The organism is Paenibacillus methanolicus, assembly GCF_008124765.1.
Lineage (GTDB): Bacteria > Bacillota > Bacilli > Paenibacillales > Paenibacillaceae > Paenibacillus_Z > Paenibacillus_Z methanolicus.
The window spans coordinates 1,020,654-1,037,948 of the sequence record NZ_VNHS01000001.1 but is presented as its reverse complement, the minus strand read 5'-3'; the positions used below and the strand labels follow the sequence as shown (position 1 = coordinate 1,037,948).

Genomic DNA, 17,295 nt, shown 5'->3' with positions numbered 1-17,295 from the left:
TGATAAACAGCGGTTCGAAAGGGCGGATGGCATGAGTTCCCCGGAGTTCTCCACGAAACATGAGCAAATTATCCAATACATCGCGGAGCTGTCGGTCGGCTCGCGGATCTCCGTCCGCAAAGTCGCGCAGGAGCTGGACGTCAGCGAGGGAACGGCCTACCGGGCGATCAAGGACGCCGAGAACCGGGGCATCGTCAGCACGAAGGAACGCGCCGGGACGTTCCGCATCGAGCAGAAACAGCCGATCGAGATTGACAAGCTGACGTTCGCGGAGATCGTCAACGTTGTCGACGGCCAAGTGTTGGGCGGCCGGGCGGGATTACATAAGGCGCTGAACAAATTCGTCATCGGCGCGATGCAGCTCGAGGCGATGGTTCGCTACATCGAACCCGGCAACCTGCTCATCGTCGGCAACCGTGAGAAGGCGCACGAGAGCGCGCTTCAGCTCGGCGCCGGCGTGCTGATCACGGGCGGCTTCCAAACGGCGGAGGGCGTGGTGGCGTTAGCCGACGAGCTGGAGCTGCCTATTATCGGCAGCAACTACGACACGTTCACGGTCGCGACGCTGATCAACCGCGCCATCTCGGACAAGATGATCAAGAAGCAGATCGCGCTAGTCGGCGATTTGATGGAGGAAGAGCGGGAGCTTGCCTACCTGACCCGGCGCGAAGCGGTCGACGATATGCTTCGTCTGATCGGGGATACGAATCATAACCGGTTCCCGGTCGTGGATGACGACATGCGTCCGGTCGGCGTAATCACGGCGAAGGACATTATCGGGGCAGCGGGCGGCGAACCCGTCGCGCGCTTCATGACGCCGGATCCCCATACGGTGACTTTGCATGCGACCGTCGCCGCGGCCGGACACCTGATGGTGTGGGAATCGCTGGAACTGCTGCCGGTCGTGGACGACGACGGTCGTCTCGCGGGGGTGATCAGCCGCAAGGACGTGCTTCGCTCCATGCAAAATATTCAACTGCAGCCGCAGTATGGCGAGACGCTGGAGGAGCAAATCTGCTCCTCGTTCAAAGAGACGAAGGACGAAGCGGGCAGAAGCGCCTACGTCGGCACGGCCGCCGCGCCGATGACGAACGCGGTCGGCAACCTATCGGACGGCATCCTGGCCAGTCTTATTAATCAAGTGGCGGCGCGGGCGATCAGCGGCTTGCGACGAGGCAATTTGCATATCGACAGCGTGTCCGTCCATTATTTCCTGCCTATCGAGATCGACAGCAGCCTGAGACTTGAGCCGACCATCGTGGAATCGAGCCGCCGCTTCTGCAAAGTGAGCGTGGAGGTGTACCTCGAGACGAGACGGGCAGCCCAGGCCATCGTAACGGCGCGTCTGTTCGAATCGTAGATTGATCGGCATGCGCGTGGAAGAGGGGAAGGAAGGGATGGAATGATTCGATATCCGAACCTACAAGCGGGGGCGGCCATCGGCATAACGGCGCCGTCCTCCGGCGTGCAGCCCGAACTGCATGGTCTGGTCAAACAAGCGTGCGCGCGGCTGGAAGCGAAGGGCTATCGGCTAGTCGTCGGCGAGACGGTCTGGACGCAGCATAAAGCGAAGTCCGCTCCCGCGGACGTTCGCGCCGCCGAGTTGAACGCGATGCTGCAGGATGAACGGCTCTCGCTGATCTTTCCGCCGTGGGGCGGTGAGCTGCTGATCGAGGTTGTGGATCGGATCGACTACGAGGCGATCAAGCCCAAATGGATATTAGGCTATTCGGATACGAGCGCGCTCCTGCTGGCCGTGACGCTGATGACGGGCTTAGCGACGGCGCACGGCGCGAATCTGATCGATGTTAGAGGGGAAGTCGCGGACGAGACGACCGGCATGTGGGAGACGGTACTCGGCACGCGCGCCGGCGAATCGGTTCGGCAGCCGTCCTCGCCGATGTACCAGCAGGCTTGGGATCATGACAACCCGACGCCGTGCGTCTTTCACCTTACGGAACCGACGCGCTGGAAGACGGTCGGCGGAGGAAGCGTCCATATGAGCGGAAGGCTGCTCGGCGGCTGCGTCGACATCATACGCCACCTCGTCGGCACGCCATACGGAGACGTCAAGCGGTTCAGGGAAGAACGTATGAACGAGGAACCGGTTATTTGGTACTTGGAAAATTGCGAGCTGTCGATGGCGGACATGCGGCGTTCGCTCGTGCAGATGAAGCTGGCGGGCTGGTTCGATCATTGCGGGGGCCTGCTGTTCGGGCGAAGCGAAGCGAATCGCCCGACAGAAGGGTACATGGCCGAAGATCTGTATCGGGAGTTGGCCGAAGAACTGGGCGTGCCGGTGCTGTACGACGTGGATTGCGGTCATGTGCCGCCGCAGCTGACGTTCGTGAACGGGGCGCGGGCGGAGATCGAGGCGCATGAAGGGAAGGCGGTCGTGACGCAGTTTTTCGAAGCTTAGCGCAAGGGAGATCGCGATGTTAGCATTCTCAAGGCAATCATAATCGTAGCAGCACAAACTGGCGTCGGATCATCCGGCGCCGGTTTTTTGTGTTCTCTAGTGCTGTATGCAAACCGAGCTTCTCTTATAACGGGTAGCAAATAATCGAGTGGTACACCGTCTTCTCGTCCGCGATATTCTCGTAGCGGTGCGGCTGATCCGCGGCGAAATGAAGGGCGTCGCCGGCTCTCAGCTCGAATACCTCGTCCTGGATGTGGACGCGCAGCTCGCCGCTCATCATGAGCAGATATTCCTCGACGCCCTCGAAATGGGCTTCGGAATCGTGAATGATGCCGCGCTCCATCTCGACCGTGTAGATCTCGAACCGCTTCTGCTGCTCGTAAGGCACGATCGGGAATGCGCGGTAGTTGCCGTCTTCCTCGACGAATGGCTCCACGTCCTCGAACCGGTACACTTTGGCGACCGACTCGTTGTCCTCGATCAGCTGCGTGAACGAAATATGGAGACCATTGACGATTTTCCACAAAATCGAGATGGTCGGGTTCGTGTCGCCGCGCTCGATCTGGCCGAGCATCGCCTTGCTCACGCCGGTCAACTCCGCCGTCTGGTCCAGGCTGAGCGAGCGGGATTTGCGAATAGCCTGCAAATTTTTGCCGATCTTCTTATGAATTTGTTCATGCTCCATGTCGGTTCTCCTTCGGGAATGATGGTTTCATTATAAACGATCGAACAGTGGATGTAACATTTTTTTAGCTCCCTATGTACAATATAACGCACGTGTGTATAATGTAATGTATGGAATATATAATATAGCGCACAGATGGTTTAATATAACAATCAACAAGCGTGCGCAGGAGGCGTAACATTATGGGCGCGACGATGATCGGATTGGTCAAAGACAAGCGGGCCCCCGGAGCCGTTCTCATGAACGTGCCGGTGCCGGAGTGCGGCATCGACGAGGTGCTGGTGCGCGTGAAAGCGTCTTCAATTTGCGGGACGGACGTGCATATTTATCAATGGGACGCATGGGCGGAGAAGAATGTCGTGACGCCGAACGTGTTCGGCCATGAATTCGCGGGGATCGTCGAAGAGGTCGGCAGCCGTGTGACGCACGTGAAGCGCGGCGATTATATATCGGCGGAAGGGCATATGGTGTGCGGGGTGTGCAAAGCGTGCCGGACGGGCAACGCCCATGTCTGCCAGCATACGCGCAGCTTCGGCATAACGGCGCCGGGATGCTTCGCCGACTACGCGGTCGTGAAGGCGACGAACGTGATCCACAACGAACCGGACCTGCCTTATGAGCTGGCTTGTCTGCAGGATCCGCTCGGCAACGCGGTACAGACGGTGCTCGCGGGCGACATCGTCGGCAAATCCGTGCTCGTCGTCGGCACCGGACCGATCGGTCTCATGGCGGTCGCGGTCGCGAAAGCGAGCGGCGCGGGCATCGTCATGGCAGCCGACATCAATCCGTACCGTCTGCAACTGGCGGAGCGGATGGGCGCCGACTATTTAATCAACACCCGAACGGTCTCGATGACCGAGGCGGTGGCGGAATATACGAAGGGCGAAGGCGCCGAGATCATTCTCGAGATGTCCGGCCATCCCGGCGCGATCCAGAGCGCGTTCGAATCCGCCGCGCCGGCCGCGCGCGTGTCGCTTCTGGGCATTCCGACGCAGTCCGTGTCGCTCGACTTGTCGAAGCATATTATTTTCAAAGGGCTGCGCATCGAGGGCATTACCGGCCGCCGGATGTATCAGACTTGGTATCAGCTGAAAGGGCTGCTCAATCAGCGCCGCATCGATTTGACGCCAATTATCACGCACCGGATGGCGCTTCATGACTACGAATATGGATTCGATCTGATGGCATCGGGTCAGTGCGCCAAAATCATATTCAATCACGACAAGAAACCCGTCAGCGTAAGCTTGCAGGGAGAGGAGACGAACCATGGCCAATTGGAACCGGTTGTATGACGAGCTGGAGCAGCTGAAGGAAGAGGGGCGCTACCGTCCGCTTACGGTATGGGAAAGCGGGGCGGCGTCGACCATGACGCTCGGCGGCCGGGAGCTCATCCAGCTGTCGTCGAACAACTATTTGGGCTTAGCTGGCCACCCGGCGCTGCGCGAAGCGGCGATTGCCGCGACCGAGAAGTACGGCGTCGGCAGCGGCTCCGTCCGCACGATCGCCGGCACGCTCGATATTCATGTCATATTGGAGGAAGAGCTGGCGGCATTCAAAGGAACGGAAGCCGCGCTCGTCTTTCAGTCGGGGTTCACGGCCAATCAAGGCGTCATCGCTTCGCTTGTCGGCGCGGAGGACGTGGTTATCAGCGACGAGTTGAATCATGCCAGCATCATCGACGGCATCCGGCTGACGAAGGCGGCGCGCAAAATTTACGCCCACAAGGATATGGAACAGCTGGAACAGGCGCTGAAGGAAAGCGCCGGCTACCGGAATCGTTACGTCATTACGGACGGCGTGTTCAGCATGGACGGGGATATCGCGCCGCTGCCGGCGATCGTGGAATTGGCGGAGAAGTACGACGCGTTCGTCTATGTCGACGATGCGCACTCCAGCGGAGTCCTCGGCAAGAATGGCAAAGGCACGACCGATCATTTCGGCCTGCACGGCAGAGTCCATATTCAGATCGGCACGCTGTCGAAAGCGGTTGGCGCGGTCGGCGGCTATGTGGCCTGCGACGCGGTCGTGAAGGACTACTTGATTCATAAGGCGCGTCCGTTCCTGTTCAGCACGTCGCAGACGCCGGCGGTGGCGGCCACCGCGCTCGCAGCGATCGGATTGCTGCGTGAGAGCGGGACGCTGATCGAGATGCTGTGGGACAACGCGGCCTATTTTCGCGGGAAGGTGCAAGCGCTCGGCTTCGATACCGGCGCGAGCGAGACGCCGATTATCCCGGTCATCGTCGGCAGTCCGTCCGAGTCGATGGCGTTCTCCGACGCGCTGTTGCAAGAAGGCGTGTTCGCGCAGGGGATCGTCTTCCCGACCGTCGCTTACGACAAAGGCCGCGTCCGGTTCATCGTCACCGCGCAGCATACGCGCGAGCAGCTCGACCTGGTACTTGGCGCGCTCGAGCGAGCGGGCCGCAAGCTAGGGCTGCTGCCATAGCGTACACTGAATAGATTAAGGCGCTGAAAATTCGGCGCCTGCTTTCGTTTCGAGAATAAAGGCCAAATCCGCGCATAGACGCGATTTGGCCTTTTCCATTGACTAATCTTGCCACGACATGGACGTACTGTCCCCTTTGCCAGAGGCGCGGGAGGGGGAGAGTCTCACGTCGGCGACGGCGTCGTTCCGCAGTCATCTGATGGCGTTCGCGGCGGCGGAGTCGCGGCTGAACAAGGGGCAATCGATCGAGCTGACGGCATTTGCGCGGCGGTTCTCGGCGATATGATGGGCAAGCGGAAGGTTATAACTGGGTAATGGTGCAAGGAATACGCTCGAGGGAGAGCCGCGGAGACGCGGCTTTTTGCATGGCATCGCATTCGCGCGGAATATATGGAAGAGATTGGTGCCAAGTCGTTGTTCTTCAGGTACAATTTGGATAATGACTAAAACAGACGAAGGAGAGGGAACCATGAAAATTTTAATCGTGGCCGACGAAGAATCGCAGTACATCTGGGACCACTTCGACCCGGAGCGGTTCAAGGACGTGGAGCTGATCCTCTCCTGCGGCGATCTGAAGGCGGCGTACTTATCTTATCTGGTCAGCATGATTCACGCGCCGCTCCTTCTATATTCACGGCAACCATGATACGACGTATGGCGCAATGCCGCCGGAAGGCTGCGATTGCATCGAAGATCGGCTCGTCACTTTCAAAGGCCTCCGCATTCTCGGTCTTGGCGGTAGCTACCGTTATAGCCCGGGCGAGCACCAATACACCGAGCGTCAAATGAGGTGGCGGATCGCCAAACAGAAACCCAAGCTGTGGATGAAAGGCGGCGTGGATCTCCTCGTTACGCACGCGCCGGCCTATAAGCTCGGAGACGGCGAAGACCTTTGCCACCGGGGATTCGAGAGCTTCGTGTCGTTCCTGGATCATTATCGCCCAAGCTATATGCTGCATGGACATCAGCATCTGAATTACGGCCGCAATGAACGCGTACGTCAATATAAGGATACGACGCTGATTAACGGATTCGGCTATTATTTGCTCCATATCTAACAATATCCCCGCTGCCACGGCCGGCAGCGGGGATCCGCGCGTTCATTTCTTCTTCCTCAGCTGCGACATGATCGCCTTGCCCGTCGGCGTCTGAGCCAACCCGCCGCCGGCCGTCTCGCGATGCTTCTCGGGCATCGCCGAGCCGACCTCGAGCATCACTTGAATGACCTCGTCGGACGGAATGACGCTGCGCACGCCGGCCAACGCCATATCGGCCGCCGCCAGCGCGGTGACCGACCCGAAGCCGTTGCGGACGATGCACGGAATTTCCACGAGTCCGCCGACGGGATCGCAGATGAGGCCGAGCGTGTTCTTCAGCGCGAGACCGACCGCGTGCATCGCCTGCTTCGGCGTGCCGCCGCGCAGCTCGACGAGCGCTCCGGCCGCCATGCCGATCGCCGACCCCACCTCCGCCTGACAGCCGCCCTCGGCGCCGGAGACGAACGAATTGTTGGCGATGACATAGCCGATCGCGCCCGCCGCGAACAAGCCGTAGACCATATGCTCGTCGCTCCAGCCGAAACGTTCCTGGCTGCTGACGAACACGCCGGGGATAATGCCGCAGGAGCCGGCGGTCGGCGTCGCGATGATGCGGCCCATCGAGGCGTTGATTTCCGACACTGCGAGCGCATAGGCCATCGCGTTCCCCGCATGCTCGCCCAGACTCAGTTCCCCGCCCCGTCCGAATTCCATGACGCGCTGCGCGTCCCGTCCGGTCAATCCGCTGCGCGAGGTCGTATCTTCCGTCAATCCGCGCTGCACCGCTTCCTTCATTATGCGGAAGTAATCGGCCATCGTGCGGAATTCCAAGCCGGCGTCGCGTCCCGACTCCGCGCTTTGTTCCTCGACCATGAGCTTGCCGATCGAGAGACCGCGGCTCTCGCAGAGCGCGGATAGTTCATCTAAGGTGCGAAAATTCATGGTTGTTCCTCCTGGGTATTCGTGCTGATGCCATCTTCGTCCGCCGCGGCCTCCTGCAAATTCACGATATGCACCGTGCTGACCGATTCAATCTGTCCGATCTCCGCGATCAAGGCCTCGGTTATCGGGGAATCCAGCTCCAGCACGGTAAGCGCGTCGCCGCTTCGGCCCTTGCGGTCGACCGACATGAACGCGATATTGGTCCGGCTGCGCCGCATGACGTCCGTGACGCTCGCGACGACGCCGGTCCAATCTTTATGGCGTATGACGAGCGTCGGGTAGATGCCGGTCAATTTGACGCTGAAGCCGTCGATAGCCGTAATTTCGATGTTGCCGCCGCCGATCGACGTGCCGGTGACGGCGAGCTCGCGCGCCTGGCCTTCGGATTGGGAACGGAGCAGCAGCTTCGCCGTATTCGGGTGCGAGAACGCGCCTCGTCCTTCGCGGAACGCGACCGCGATTCCTTGTTCCACCGCGATCTGCAGCGAATTCGGTATTCGGGGATCGTCCGTCTGCCAGTCGAGCAAGCCGCCGACGATCGCGATATCGGTGCCATGGCCTTCGTACGTCGCGGCGAACGATCCGTAGAAGGTAATATCGGCTTCTTCCGGCGCGGCCCCGAACAGCTGCCTGGCGAATCGTCCGATTCGCGCGGCGCCGGCCGTATGGGAGCTTGAAGGACCGATCATCGCCGGTCCGATAATGGAGAACACGTCTTTAAAGCGCAAGTTCGCTCACCTATCCTCGCTGGATGACTGATAATGAAGCACGGAAGCTTACCTTCTTAATATAAGGCTAACCATATTCCAAATGAAGCAGACAACTTGTAACAAATTCAATTTACAGCTCGATTTGGCGCGCCTTATAATAAATTTATAATAATGATGCCGGATGTGAATAGACGAAGATGATAAGGCAGCACGCGCCGGCTCGGCCGGATGAGAAGCAGGGATCCTCGAATCGAAAACGCGCGCAGGCAAACGGTCTCCATCTGCTGCAGCGAAAGCTCGGCAATCAGGGCTTACGGCAATTGCTAGCGGAAGACGAGAAGGCCAGAACGAAGCCAAGCGGCGCAACGGAAGCAGGCAAGGAGGAGTCGGTCCCGAAGTTTGGGCATACCGTCGGAAGCGAGGAATCACGAACGGGCGACGCGATCGAGCCGGAAGAGATCCGACAGCCTTTCCAGACGTTCGACAAGGAACGCCACACGCTCTGCATCGAGCATGAAGGCGAGGGTTGGCGGCTCGTCATGCGCAGCGAGCCGACGCCGCTGGGAGAGCACTTGGAACGGATTCGGGAGTGGATCGAAGACAACGGCTCCGTTCAGCAAAAGACGGATCACGAGCGGGCATGCGAATTGGCGGAAGAGATCGATCGCGGCATCGCCCCGAGAGGAGCATGGGCGGCCTGGCGGCCGCAAGACGGAGACGAGGTCGAGAGCCGGCTGACCGAGCTGTCCGTATTAATGGAGAGTTTGCCCGGCGACGAATACGGAGGCCAGACCGGCGCGCAGGCGAGACCGGCATCGACGGCTGCATGGAATTCGGTCAATCTCACGATTTCCGACGGCAGAGGAGGCACGGTCGCGAGCGCGGACGGCCGCGGCGTCGATGCGGTCGTCACCGTCAATCCCGGCGCGCTTCGCGGCACGGAGCCGCAGGCGGGAGCGCGCAGTCCCTTGCTGCAGGCGGTCAACGCGCTCACGGGCGGACAAGCGACTTATATCGCCGGTCATTTGCTGAACCACCATCTTCACGGCAAAGGGGACGCGGTCGAGAATTTGGCGCCGATCTCCGCCACCGCGAACCGGCTGATGGAATCGAATTTCGAGAAGAGCGCCAAGCAAGCGGTGCTGGGCGAGAACAAAGTGCTCAGCTACAAAGTAACCGCGACGTACCCGGGAGGCCGCGATGATACGGTCGGACCCGAGAGCTCGCTGCCGACCAGTCTGGACGTCCAAATCCAGGAGTACGAGTTCGATAACAAACACGGCGATACCGCGGCGCTGCGCAAGGATATCAACAATTGGACGCTAACCGGACCTACGCTCTACGGCCAAGGCAATTATCCGCTGCATCGGAATAACGACTACGTTCGGATTGAGGGCAGCATTCAGCAGCGGGCGCAAGAGCACGTCGACCGGGTGAATCACTTTATTAACAATCCGGCCTTCGTGACGCTTAGAGCGCCGCTGATAGACAGAGCGAACCAGTTTTTGGCCGATGGCCAGCTGATCGTTAACGACGCGAATCTCATGCACAATTATTTGACGCACGAGCAAACGCTAGCGACGATGTCCGTTGCATGGAACGCGCTGGAGAACGACCTGATGATCGCGCTTCCGCGCGGCAAACGCAAACGATGACGCCGGCAGGCCGTTTAAGCGGTCCATGGCGCGAAAAAGGAGCGTACTCGCATGGTGCGCTCCTTTCTTTATGTCAAATAGTGCGGCAGCTAGAGAGAAGATAAACCCGATAGGAGCGACATCGTATTATGGCTTCCACTCCCTATACTACCGGTTACGAGCATTGGCGAGACGAGCTTCTTCTGCTCGATGCCTTGATTCAGTTCCGCTTGGATTGCCGAATCGAACTCGAACGCGATAACCCGTTCGACCCGATGCGCGGGCTGCTCGTCACCGAAGAAGAAGTCGCTCGTCTCCTGAACGAGACTGCCGGCGATGAGGCGTTGAGCGATTCGCTTGGGGTTCGCCAGCGAATCATTCAGGAACGAAGGAGCGAGATCGACGCGCGATTAGCCGCCAATCTGGCCGAACATCGTCCGCTGCCGCTGCTGGAACTCGCGGGACGCTTCGGCCTGCTTGCCTTCGAGCGGCAATGCGTCATGTTGGCGCTCGCGCCCGAGCTGAACCGCAAGTACGAGAAGCTGTTCGGTTATTTGCAGGACGACGTGACGTGCAAGCATCCGACGGCTGATCTGGCGCTGAAACTGTTCGGCGGGAACGAAGCCGGGCAATACGCGGAGCGCGGAACTTTCGAGGAAGACGGCCCGCTGATGAAATGGATCATGGAAGAGGGAGAGCGCGCGGCCGGCGTGCTGTCCAAGCCGCTCCGGCTCGATTCGCGCATCGTTTCGTATTTGCTCGGCACGTCCGAATTCGACCACAGGCTGACGCCGCATGCCAAGCCGCTGCCAACGCCGAGGCAATCCGAATGGCCGCTCTTGGAAGTCGAGGAGCTGCAGGAGAGGCTGCTGCATTTCGTCCGGATGAACGAGGCGAGACGGCCGGCCGGACCGATGCTAATTCATCTCTGGGGCGGCGATGGCGCGGGGAAGACAACGCACGCGGCCTTGGTTGCCGCGTCGCTGGGCAAGCCGGCGTACAAGCTCCGGCTTCAGCCCGAGAGCAAGTGGACGGCGGAGACGAACCAGCTGCTGCATCGCTTCTTCCGGGAAGCGCGTCTAGCGGGCGCGGTCGTCGCGCTGGAACCGGCAGAGCCGGGGGGCGAGGAGGATGCCGGCTGCGAGAAGCTGCTCGCATGGACCAGCGTTTATCCGAGCCCGGTCTTCTGGCTCACCTTGTCGCCGCGCGGCCCGGGCGCGCTCCCCGCGGAAGAGGGGACGCCGGTGCTGCAGGCAGAGCTTGCCGTCCCGGATATCATGCTCCGGCAGCGTCTGTGGATGAATGCCGGCGAGCTGAATGAACGAGAAGCCGAAGCGCTTGCCGCCAAGTATCGCTTCACGCCCGGGCTTATCCGCAGGGCTGCCGAGCATGCCGCGCAGAAGGCGCGGTTGGACGGCGTAGAAGCCGCGGCGGGGCATTACGAGCAAGGCGCAAGGGCGCAGGCGCATCATCGGATGGGCGACAAAGCCCGCAGGCTGAATCCCCGTTATCAGTGGTCGGATCTCGTGCTGCCGGAAGAGCAGCTGGACATGCTGCGGCAAGCTAGCGCAATGATGCGCTACCGGGGCGAAGTGTTCGGCAAGTGGGGATTCGAGCGGAAGTTGTCCTATGGCAAGGGGGTCAGCATGCTGTTCGCCGGCCCGCCAGGCACGGGCAAGACGATGGCTGCCGAGGTCATGGCCAGCGAGCTGAACATGGAAGCGTACAAAATCGACTTGTCCCAGATCGTCAGCAAGTACATCGGCGAGACGGAGAAAAACTTGCGCGTTATCTTCGACGAAGCGCAGCGTTCCCATGCGATCCTCTTCTTCGACGAGGCCGACGCGATATTCGGCAAGCGATCGGAAGTGAAAGACGCGCACGATAAATACGCGAATGTCGAGACCGCTTATTTGCTGCAACAAATGGAAGAGTACGACGGCATTTCGATTCTCGCCACCAATTTCCAGCAAAATATTGACGATGCGTTCATGCGCCGCCTCAGCCTGGTGATCAAGTTCCCGTTCCCGGATGCCGAGCATCGCGCGCGTCTATGGAGTTCGATGGTCCCATCCGCCACGCCATTGTCGAAAGATGTCGATTTTGAATTGCTCGGACGCAAAATCGAGGTCGCCGGAGGCAGCATCAAAAACATCGTCGTGACGGCGGCCTTCATGGCGGCATCCGCCGGAAACCCGCTTGGGATGCGGGAATTGGTCGCCGCGGCGCGGCAAGAACTGCGGAAGACCGGCAAAATTCTGCTGCCGGGCGAATGGGAAGGTTTTTTCTGATTCATTCAAGTCGAATCTTGTAAAATTGCGTAGTCAGATGTTCCTAGAGCAGATATAATAGGAGCATGGAATAAGCTACATAATCGATGCAACCGGCCGGACTGGTCCCGCGCCGGATAGATGGAGGGATCCTATTGGCCACCTATGCCGCGATCGCGGAAGCCGGCGCCTCTCTTCTGGCGCTGCTCCGGGAAGCGATGTCGCCCGAGCCGGTCACCCATCCCGAGTTAATCGGCATGGCTTCGCCGGCGGACAAGGGCGATTTGTCCTTATCCCTGTATCTGTACCGGGTAGCGGAGAGCTCGGAAGGCCGGCGAACGGAATTTATCGCGAGCGGCAGCGGTATGCTGCAGTTCCCGCCGCTCGCGCTGGATCTCTATTATTTGCTCACGCCTTACTCGAACGCGGATCTGCAATCGCGGACGCTGGACGAACACCGGATTCTCGGCAAAGCGCTGCAGGTGCTGCACGACAACGCGGTATTGCGCGCGCCTCACTTGACCGGCTCGTTGGCCGAGAGAGGCGAAGAGCTCCGCATCACGATGGACCCCTTGACGCCGGACGCCTTGAACGGACTATGGAATTTCGGCAGCTTGCCGCAGAAGCTATCGATACCGCTGCGGATCGGTCCCGTGTATATCGAATCGACCAAGCTCAAGCCGACCACGCGGGTCGTCGAACGGCAAATTCGCGTCAGGGACAAAGGAGAATAGCATGCGAACGATAACTACGCGCTGTTCTCTCGTCATTCGGCTGAGCGACGGATTCACCGGTCGTCCGCCGGCATCCTCGGCGGTAAGCTTGTCGGTTGAAGGTTCGGCGCGCAAACCGATCGTTAAGTCGGACGGCATGTGGATTTTTACGGATCTCGAAGGCGCCGAAGTAACCGTTATCATCGAATCCGCGGTTTACCGCCGGCAGAAGGCGCGCATTCGCTTGGACGAGCTGTCTCCGCTGGAACCGGTCGTCGCGATAGCGTTGGTTCCCGGGGGCGCTTATCCGCTACCGAGCGGCACGACGATACTGGATGCGGCCGTCACGGATCGTTCGGGCGCGCCGCTGGCCGGCGAGCGGGTAGAGGCGGAAGTTGCGCTTGCGCAAGCGTCGCGCGGCAGGCTTGTTGCGGATGCGAGCAGCGGTTCGCGCGAGATCGAGGTGCTGAAGAACGGCGCGATCGGCGTCGGCGATTACCTCCGATTATCCGGCCGCGACAATACCTCCGGTCAGGTCGTACGGATTCTGGAACATCGGGACGGCGTCCGCAAGTACGCGCTTGAACTTCCGTTGGCGATGGAAGCGAATCGAGGCGATCAACTGCTGCCTCATCTGAAGCAGTCGACGGATGAACGAGGGCGGATTTGGATGGCGTTCAGACAGCCAATGCCGAGCGCGCCATTCGAAATTTTTTTGAACTTTCCGGATCTAGAATCACAGACTCCCATTAGCATTACCCTTAACGCTTCCGTTTTGAATCAGGCGGATATCCGGCTTGAGGTATAAGTTCAAGTTCAAGAGACGACAACTCAGCACCGATGGCGACTTTGTGAACAGCCTCTTGCGGCAAGCGAGCAGTGCCTACGACGATAGGTTCATTGATGCCGGTCCGTGCCTGTTACGGCAGCGTGCATCAGTTTATCTTATATATAACCAAACGGGAGGAGGAACTGGTTTCGCCCCTTGCGCGCCGCAAACCTCATTCGGTCGGCGGGAAGCGGAGGATCAGCGAAACCGGGGATCATGGCAGAATATTTGTCGCCTGGCGTGTATGTGGAAGAATTTGAGAGCGGTGCGAGGCCCTTGCAAGGCGCCAGCACGAGCACGGCCGGCTTTATCGGATTGGCTCAGCGGGGCGCGACAGAAGGTTTGCCCGAGCTAGTCACCAGTTTTGCGGAGTTCAAACGTTTGTTCGGTTCTTATCTCTCGGAGAACGCGTTCGGCCCATACCGCTTCTTGGCGTATGCGGTGGAGCAATTCTTCATGAACGGCGGCTCGCGCTGCTTCGTCATGCGCGTAGCGCCCAAGGACGCGCGCGCATCGGTCAACACCTCCGCCGAAGCCGGCGTGCTGGCGCTCTCCGCGACGAACCCTGGCGCATGGGGAGACCAAATTCGGGCTGAATTGCTCCCGGCAAGCAAAGCCAAGACGCAAATCTACGAAATCATCGGCGAACCGGAAGCGTCGAAACGCTACCGCGTGAAGAGCAATGCGGGCTTCAATGCGGGCGACATCGTCGCGTTCGACGATGCCGCGGGCAAGCAATACAACCGCGTCGTATCTTCGCAGGACAACATCATCGAGCTGGAGCAGCCGCTTGAAGGCGGACTCGAAGTCGTGGACAACTCGCTGCTGCCGGCCAAAGTGCTGTCGACATGCGAAGTGACCTTGAACATCTTCTGCGGCAACGAAGCCGAGAGCTTCGACAAAATGTCGCTCAACGCGGCCGCGGCCAACCATATCGTGAAAGTGATGGAGCGTTCCGGTCTGCTGAACGCCGCAGACCTGAGCACGGAATCGAGCGAAGCGGTGCCTCCGTTCACGGTCATCTGCGGTCTGCCCGAAGCGGCCGGCAAATACGACATCGTGTTCGGCGGCGGCAGCGACGGTTCGGTCGCAAGCCTGTCCGCGTCTGATTTCGTAGGCGAAGATAACGGCCCTGGCCGCCGTACCGGCATCCAGTCCTTCATCGATAACGACGTCGTCAGCATCATGGCGATTCCGGGCGTTACCGATCCGAACGTACAAGTGCAGCTCGTGGCGCACTGCGAGAACCTCGGCAGCCGATTCGCGATTCTCGACATTCCGCGCGAGAAAACGAAGGTTGCGGACGTGCTGACGCACCGTAATATTTTCGACTCTAGCTACTGCGCGATGTACAATCCGTGGTTGCAAGTATTCGATCCGCTCGACAAGCGCAACATCTTCATTCCGCCGTCCGGCACGGTCGCGGGCATCTACTCCCGTTCCGACCAGACGCGCGGCGTGCAGAAGGCGCCGGCGAACGAAGTGCTTCGCGGCGTAGTCGGCTTGGAAGTGCAATACAACAACGGCGAGCAGGATATCCTCAACCCGGCCGGCGTGAACCTGATCCGCAGCTTCACGGGCCAAGGCATCCGTATCTGGGGCGCGCGCACGTGCTCGTCCAACTCGCTTTGGAAATACGTCAACGTACGCCGTCTGTTCATCTTCATCGAGGAGTCGATCAAGAACGGCACGAGCTGGGTCGTCTTCGAACCGAACAATGACCAGCTGTGGGCTCGCGTGCAGCGGACGATCGACGCGTTCCTTACTCGCGTATGGCGCGACGGCGCGCTGATGGGCACATCGCCGGCCGAGGCGTTCTACATTAACATCGGCCGCGAGACGATGACCCAAGACGACATCGATAACGGCCGCCTGATCTGCGTGATCGGCGTGGCGCCGGTGAAACCGGCCGAATTCGTCGTCTTCCGGATTACGCAGAAGACCGGCTCCGAATAATAGAATGGCCGCTGAGACGGCGTAGATTAGCAGTATATATGAATGGAAGGGGATTTCAATGCCAGGCGAACGTAATGATCCATACCGCAATTTTAGGTTCCGCGTAGAGATGGAAGGCATCCAACAAGCGGGCTTTAGCGAAGTGTCCGGTTTTGAAGCATCGCTCGACGTGATCGAATACCGGGAAGGCAACGAAGTTATCACCCCGCGCAAGCTCCCGGGTTTGGCGAAATACGGCAACATCACGCTGAAATGGGGCGCGACGGATTCGCTCGATCTGTTCGATTGGATGCAATCGTGCATCGAAGGCACCGTCGAACGGAAGACGGTCACGATCATCGCGATCGACGAAGAAGGCGGCGACGTCGCGACATGGCAAGTTATCGAAGCATGGCCGGTCAAATACTCGGCGCCTAGCTTCAACGGTACGGGCTCCGAAGTGGCGATCGAATTCGTCGAGCTTGCGCACGAAGGCATGACGCGCACGGCATAATCTCGTAGTCTAATAACACGATCATGTTTTTGGGAACAAGGGATGGCGAGGCGCCTTTTGCGCGCTTGCGTCATCTCTTGTTTTCCGCTTTAGCAGACTTGCAGACAAAATATGGAGGGATTACGATGGCGTTTCAAACGGAATATCCATTCGAGCTGCCGCGCGGTTACGTAGACGATCAAGGCACGCTGCACAAACGCGGCGTCATGCGTCTGGCCACGGCGGCCGACGAGATTTTGCCGATGCGCGATCCAAGGGTACAGCAGAATCCGGGCTACTTGACGGTTATCCTGCTCGCTCGCGTCGTCACGCGGCTTGGCGATCTGAAGCATCTCGACACGAAGGTGATCGAGCGCCTGTTCACGGCGGACTTGGCATTCCTGCAAAATCTATACCGCTCCATCAACGACATGGAAGCGCCGAAGGTGCATACCGCTTGTCCGAAATGCGAGCATGAATTCGAGGTGGACATCGATTTTTTGTCCGCAGCGGAAAGCCTTTAACGGGCTATCCGGTCGAAAAGCTGTACGAGGAAGCGGGGTTCATCGCGTATTATTTCCATTGGCCGCATGATGACATTATGAATATGGAGCACCGGGAACGGCGGCGTTGGTGCGAAGAAATTTCGCGCATTAACCGGAGGCTCAACGATGATGAAGACAAGGTGAACGTGTTCGACGTCTTCAAGAAGAGGTGACGGGCAGATTGAGCGCGTTAACGGAGAGAGCGCCCTACGGCGGCGTATTTCGCTTCTGGGTGGAATTGGATGGCATGCTGGTCGGCGGCTTCAGCGAAGTGACGGGATTGTCGGCCGAGATCGAGACCGAGGAGTTCCGGGAAGGCGGCGTGAACGGGTACGTGCACCGGATTCCGAGAGCCGTCAAATTTTCGCCGATCATTCTGAAGCGCGGCATGTCCCAATCGAGCGAGCTATGGGATTGGTACGCGCAAGCGATGAACGGGAAGATCGTGCGCAAAAGCGGATCGGTCATTTTGCAACAGCTCGATGGCGAGGAAATGTGCCGGTGGAATTTTTTCGAGGCTTATCCGGTTCGATGGAGCGGCCCCGACTTGAACGCGTCCCAGAGCGATATCGCCGTCGAGACGATCGAGCTGGTGCACAACGGGCTGAAGACGATTTTCAAGGCGAAATAACCGAAGA

19 protein-coding genes are annotated in these 17,295 nt (G+C 59.4%); 16 read left to right on the top strand and 3 right to left on the bottom strand.

The features are described from left to right. Positions 1-31 precede the first annotated feature (31 nt). Both BCM02_RS03975 and BCM02_RS03970 read left to right on the top strand, forming a co-directional pair. On the top strand, positions 32-1,360 hold the full coding sequence (locus BCM02_RS03975) for a DRTGG domain-containing protein (protein ID WP_148927725.1): 1,329 nt from the start codon (positions 32-34) through the stop codon (positions 1,358-1,360). Positions 1,361-1,402: 42 nt separating this feature from the next. Further along, positions 1,403-2,419 (top strand): S66 family peptidase, encoded by a 1,017-nt coding sequence (locus BCM02_RS03970; RefSeq protein ID WP_148927724.1) that lies wholly within the window; start codon positions 1,403-1,405, stop codon positions 2,417-2,419. Positions 2,420-2,543: 124 nt separating this feature from the next. On the opposite strand, the gene BCM02_RS03965 is transcribed toward BCM02_RS03970, so the two are convergent. Next, a complete protein-coding gene (locus BCM02_RS03965) occupies positions 2,544-3,104 on the bottom strand; it encodes a helix-turn-helix domain-containing protein (RefSeq protein WP_148927723.1) in 561 nt (186 codons plus the stop codon). Positions 3,105-3,286: 182 nt separating this feature from the next. On the opposite strand from BCM02_RS03965, the gene tdh reads away from it, so the two are divergent. The 5 genes from tdh to BCM02_RS03950 all read left to right on the top strand — a co-directional run bounded on the left by tdh (position 3,287) and on the right by BCM02_RS03950 (position 6,607). Continuing rightward, positions 3,287-4,396, top strand: a complete 1,110-nt coding sequence (tdh, locus tag BCM02_RS03960) for an L-threonine 3-dehydrogenase (protein ID WP_148927722.1) — start codon at positions 3,287-3,289, stop codon at positions 4,394-4,396. Continuing rightward, positions 4,371-5,549 carry a glycine C-acetyltransferase gene (locus BCM02_RS03955; protein ID WP_148927721.1) on the top strand — a complete coding sequence of 393 codons (1,179 nt, stop codon included), beginning with the start codon at positions 4,371-4,373 and terminating at the stop codon, positions 5,547-5,549. Before tdh ends, BCM02_RS03955 begins: the two co-directional genes overlap by 26 nt. Positions 5,550-5,685: 136 nt before the next feature. Then, a complete protein-coding gene (locus tag BCM02_RS35140) occupies positions 5,686-5,835 on the top strand; it encodes a hypothetical protein (protein WP_187434034.1) in 150 nt (49 codons plus the stop codon). A gap of 183 nt (positions 5,836-6,018) precedes the next feature. Then, positions 6,019-6,195 carry a metallophosphoesterase family protein gene (locus BCM02_RS35625; RefSeq protein WP_222870986.1) on the top strand — a complete coding sequence of 59 codons (177 nt, stop codon included), beginning with the start codon at positions 6,019-6,021 and terminating at the stop codon, positions 6,193-6,195. Between the two features lie 16 nt (positions 6,196-6,211). Then, positions 6,212-6,607: a metallophosphoesterase family protein gene (locus BCM02_RS03950; RefSeq protein WP_222870985.1), complete on the top strand. Its 396-nt coding sequence runs from the start codon at positions 6,212-6,214 to the stop codon at positions 6,605-6,607. 42 nt (positions 6,608-6,649) lie between these two features. On the opposite strand, the gene sdaAA is transcribed toward BCM02_RS03950, so the two are convergent. After that, on the bottom strand, positions 6,650-7,528 hold the full coding sequence (gene sdaAA, locus BCM02_RS03945; RefSeq protein ID WP_148927720.1) for an L-serine ammonia-lyase, iron-sulfur-dependent, subunit alpha: 879 nt from the start codon (positions 7,526-7,528) through the stop codon (positions 6,650-6,652). Next, positions 7,525-8,256 carry an L-serine ammonia-lyase, iron-sulfur-dependent subunit beta gene (gene sdaAB / locus BCM02_RS03940; protein WP_148927719.1) on the bottom strand — a complete coding sequence of 244 codons (732 nt, stop codon included), beginning with the start codon at positions 8,254-8,256 and terminating at the stop codon, positions 7,525-7,527. Before sdaAB ends, sdaAA begins: the two co-directional genes overlap by 4 nt. A 179-nt stretch (positions 8,257-8,435) precedes the next feature. On the opposite strand from sdaAB, the gene BCM02_RS03935 reads away from it, so the two are divergent. The 9 genes from BCM02_RS03935 (at position 8,436) to BCM02_RS03895 (ending at position 17,288) form a co-directional block, all read left to right on the top strand. Further along, complete coding sequence (locus BCM02_RS03935; protein WP_148927718.1) at positions 8,436-9,893, top strand: DNA/RNA non-specific endonuclease; 1,458 nt, start codon at positions 8,436-8,438, stop codon at positions 9,891-9,893. A gap of 128 nt (positions 9,894-10,021) precedes the next feature. Beyond that, on the top strand, positions 10,022-12,163 hold the full coding sequence (locus BCM02_RS03930) for an AAA family ATPase (RefSeq protein ID WP_148927717.1): 2,142 nt from the start codon (positions 10,022-10,024) through the stop codon (positions 12,161-12,163). 134 nt (positions 12,164-12,297) lie between these two features. After that, positions 12,298-12,876 carry a Pvc16 family protein gene (locus BCM02_RS03925; RefSeq protein ID WP_246183180.1) on the top strand — a complete coding sequence of 193 codons (579 nt, stop codon included), beginning with the start codon at positions 12,298-12,300 and terminating at the stop codon, positions 12,874-12,876. A gap of 1 nt (position 12,877) precedes the next feature. Then, complete coding sequence (locus tag BCM02_RS03920) at positions 12,878-13,663, top strand: hypothetical protein (RefSeq protein WP_148927715.1); 786 nt, start codon at positions 12,878-12,880, stop codon at positions 13,661-13,663. 237 nt (positions 13,664-13,900) lie between these two features. Beyond that, positions 13,901-15,640, top strand: coding sequence for a phage tail sheath family protein (locus tag BCM02_RS03915; protein ID WP_148927714.1), 1,740 nt, complete (start codon positions 13,901-13,903; stop codon positions 15,638-15,640). 58 nt (positions 15,641-15,698) lie between these two features. Continuing rightward, positions 15,699-16,133, top strand: coding sequence for a phage tail protein (locus BCM02_RS03910; RefSeq protein ID WP_148927713.1), 435 nt, complete (start codon positions 15,699-15,701; stop codon positions 16,131-16,133). Positions 16,134-16,258: 125 nt separating this feature from the next. Then, the gene (locus tag BCM02_RS03905; protein ID WP_148927712.1) at positions 16,259-16,636 is read left to right on the top strand and encodes a phage tail assembly protein; all 378 of its coding nucleotides are present in this window, start codon (positions 16,259-16,261) and stop codon (positions 16,634-16,636) included. Beyond that, positions 16,591-16,830 (top strand): DUF6760 family protein, encoded by a 240-nt coding sequence (locus BCM02_RS36455; protein WP_148927963.1) that lies wholly within the window; start codon positions 16,591-16,593, stop codon positions 16,828-16,830. Before BCM02_RS03905 ends, BCM02_RS36455 begins: the two co-directional genes overlap by 46 nt. A gap of 8 nt (positions 16,831-16,838) precedes the next feature. Further along, complete coding sequence (locus BCM02_RS03895; RefSeq protein WP_246183179.1) at positions 16,839-17,288, top strand: phage tail protein; 450 nt, start codon at positions 16,839-16,841, stop codon at positions 17,286-17,288. The last annotated feature ends 7 nt before the right edge of the window (positions 17,289-17,295 follow it).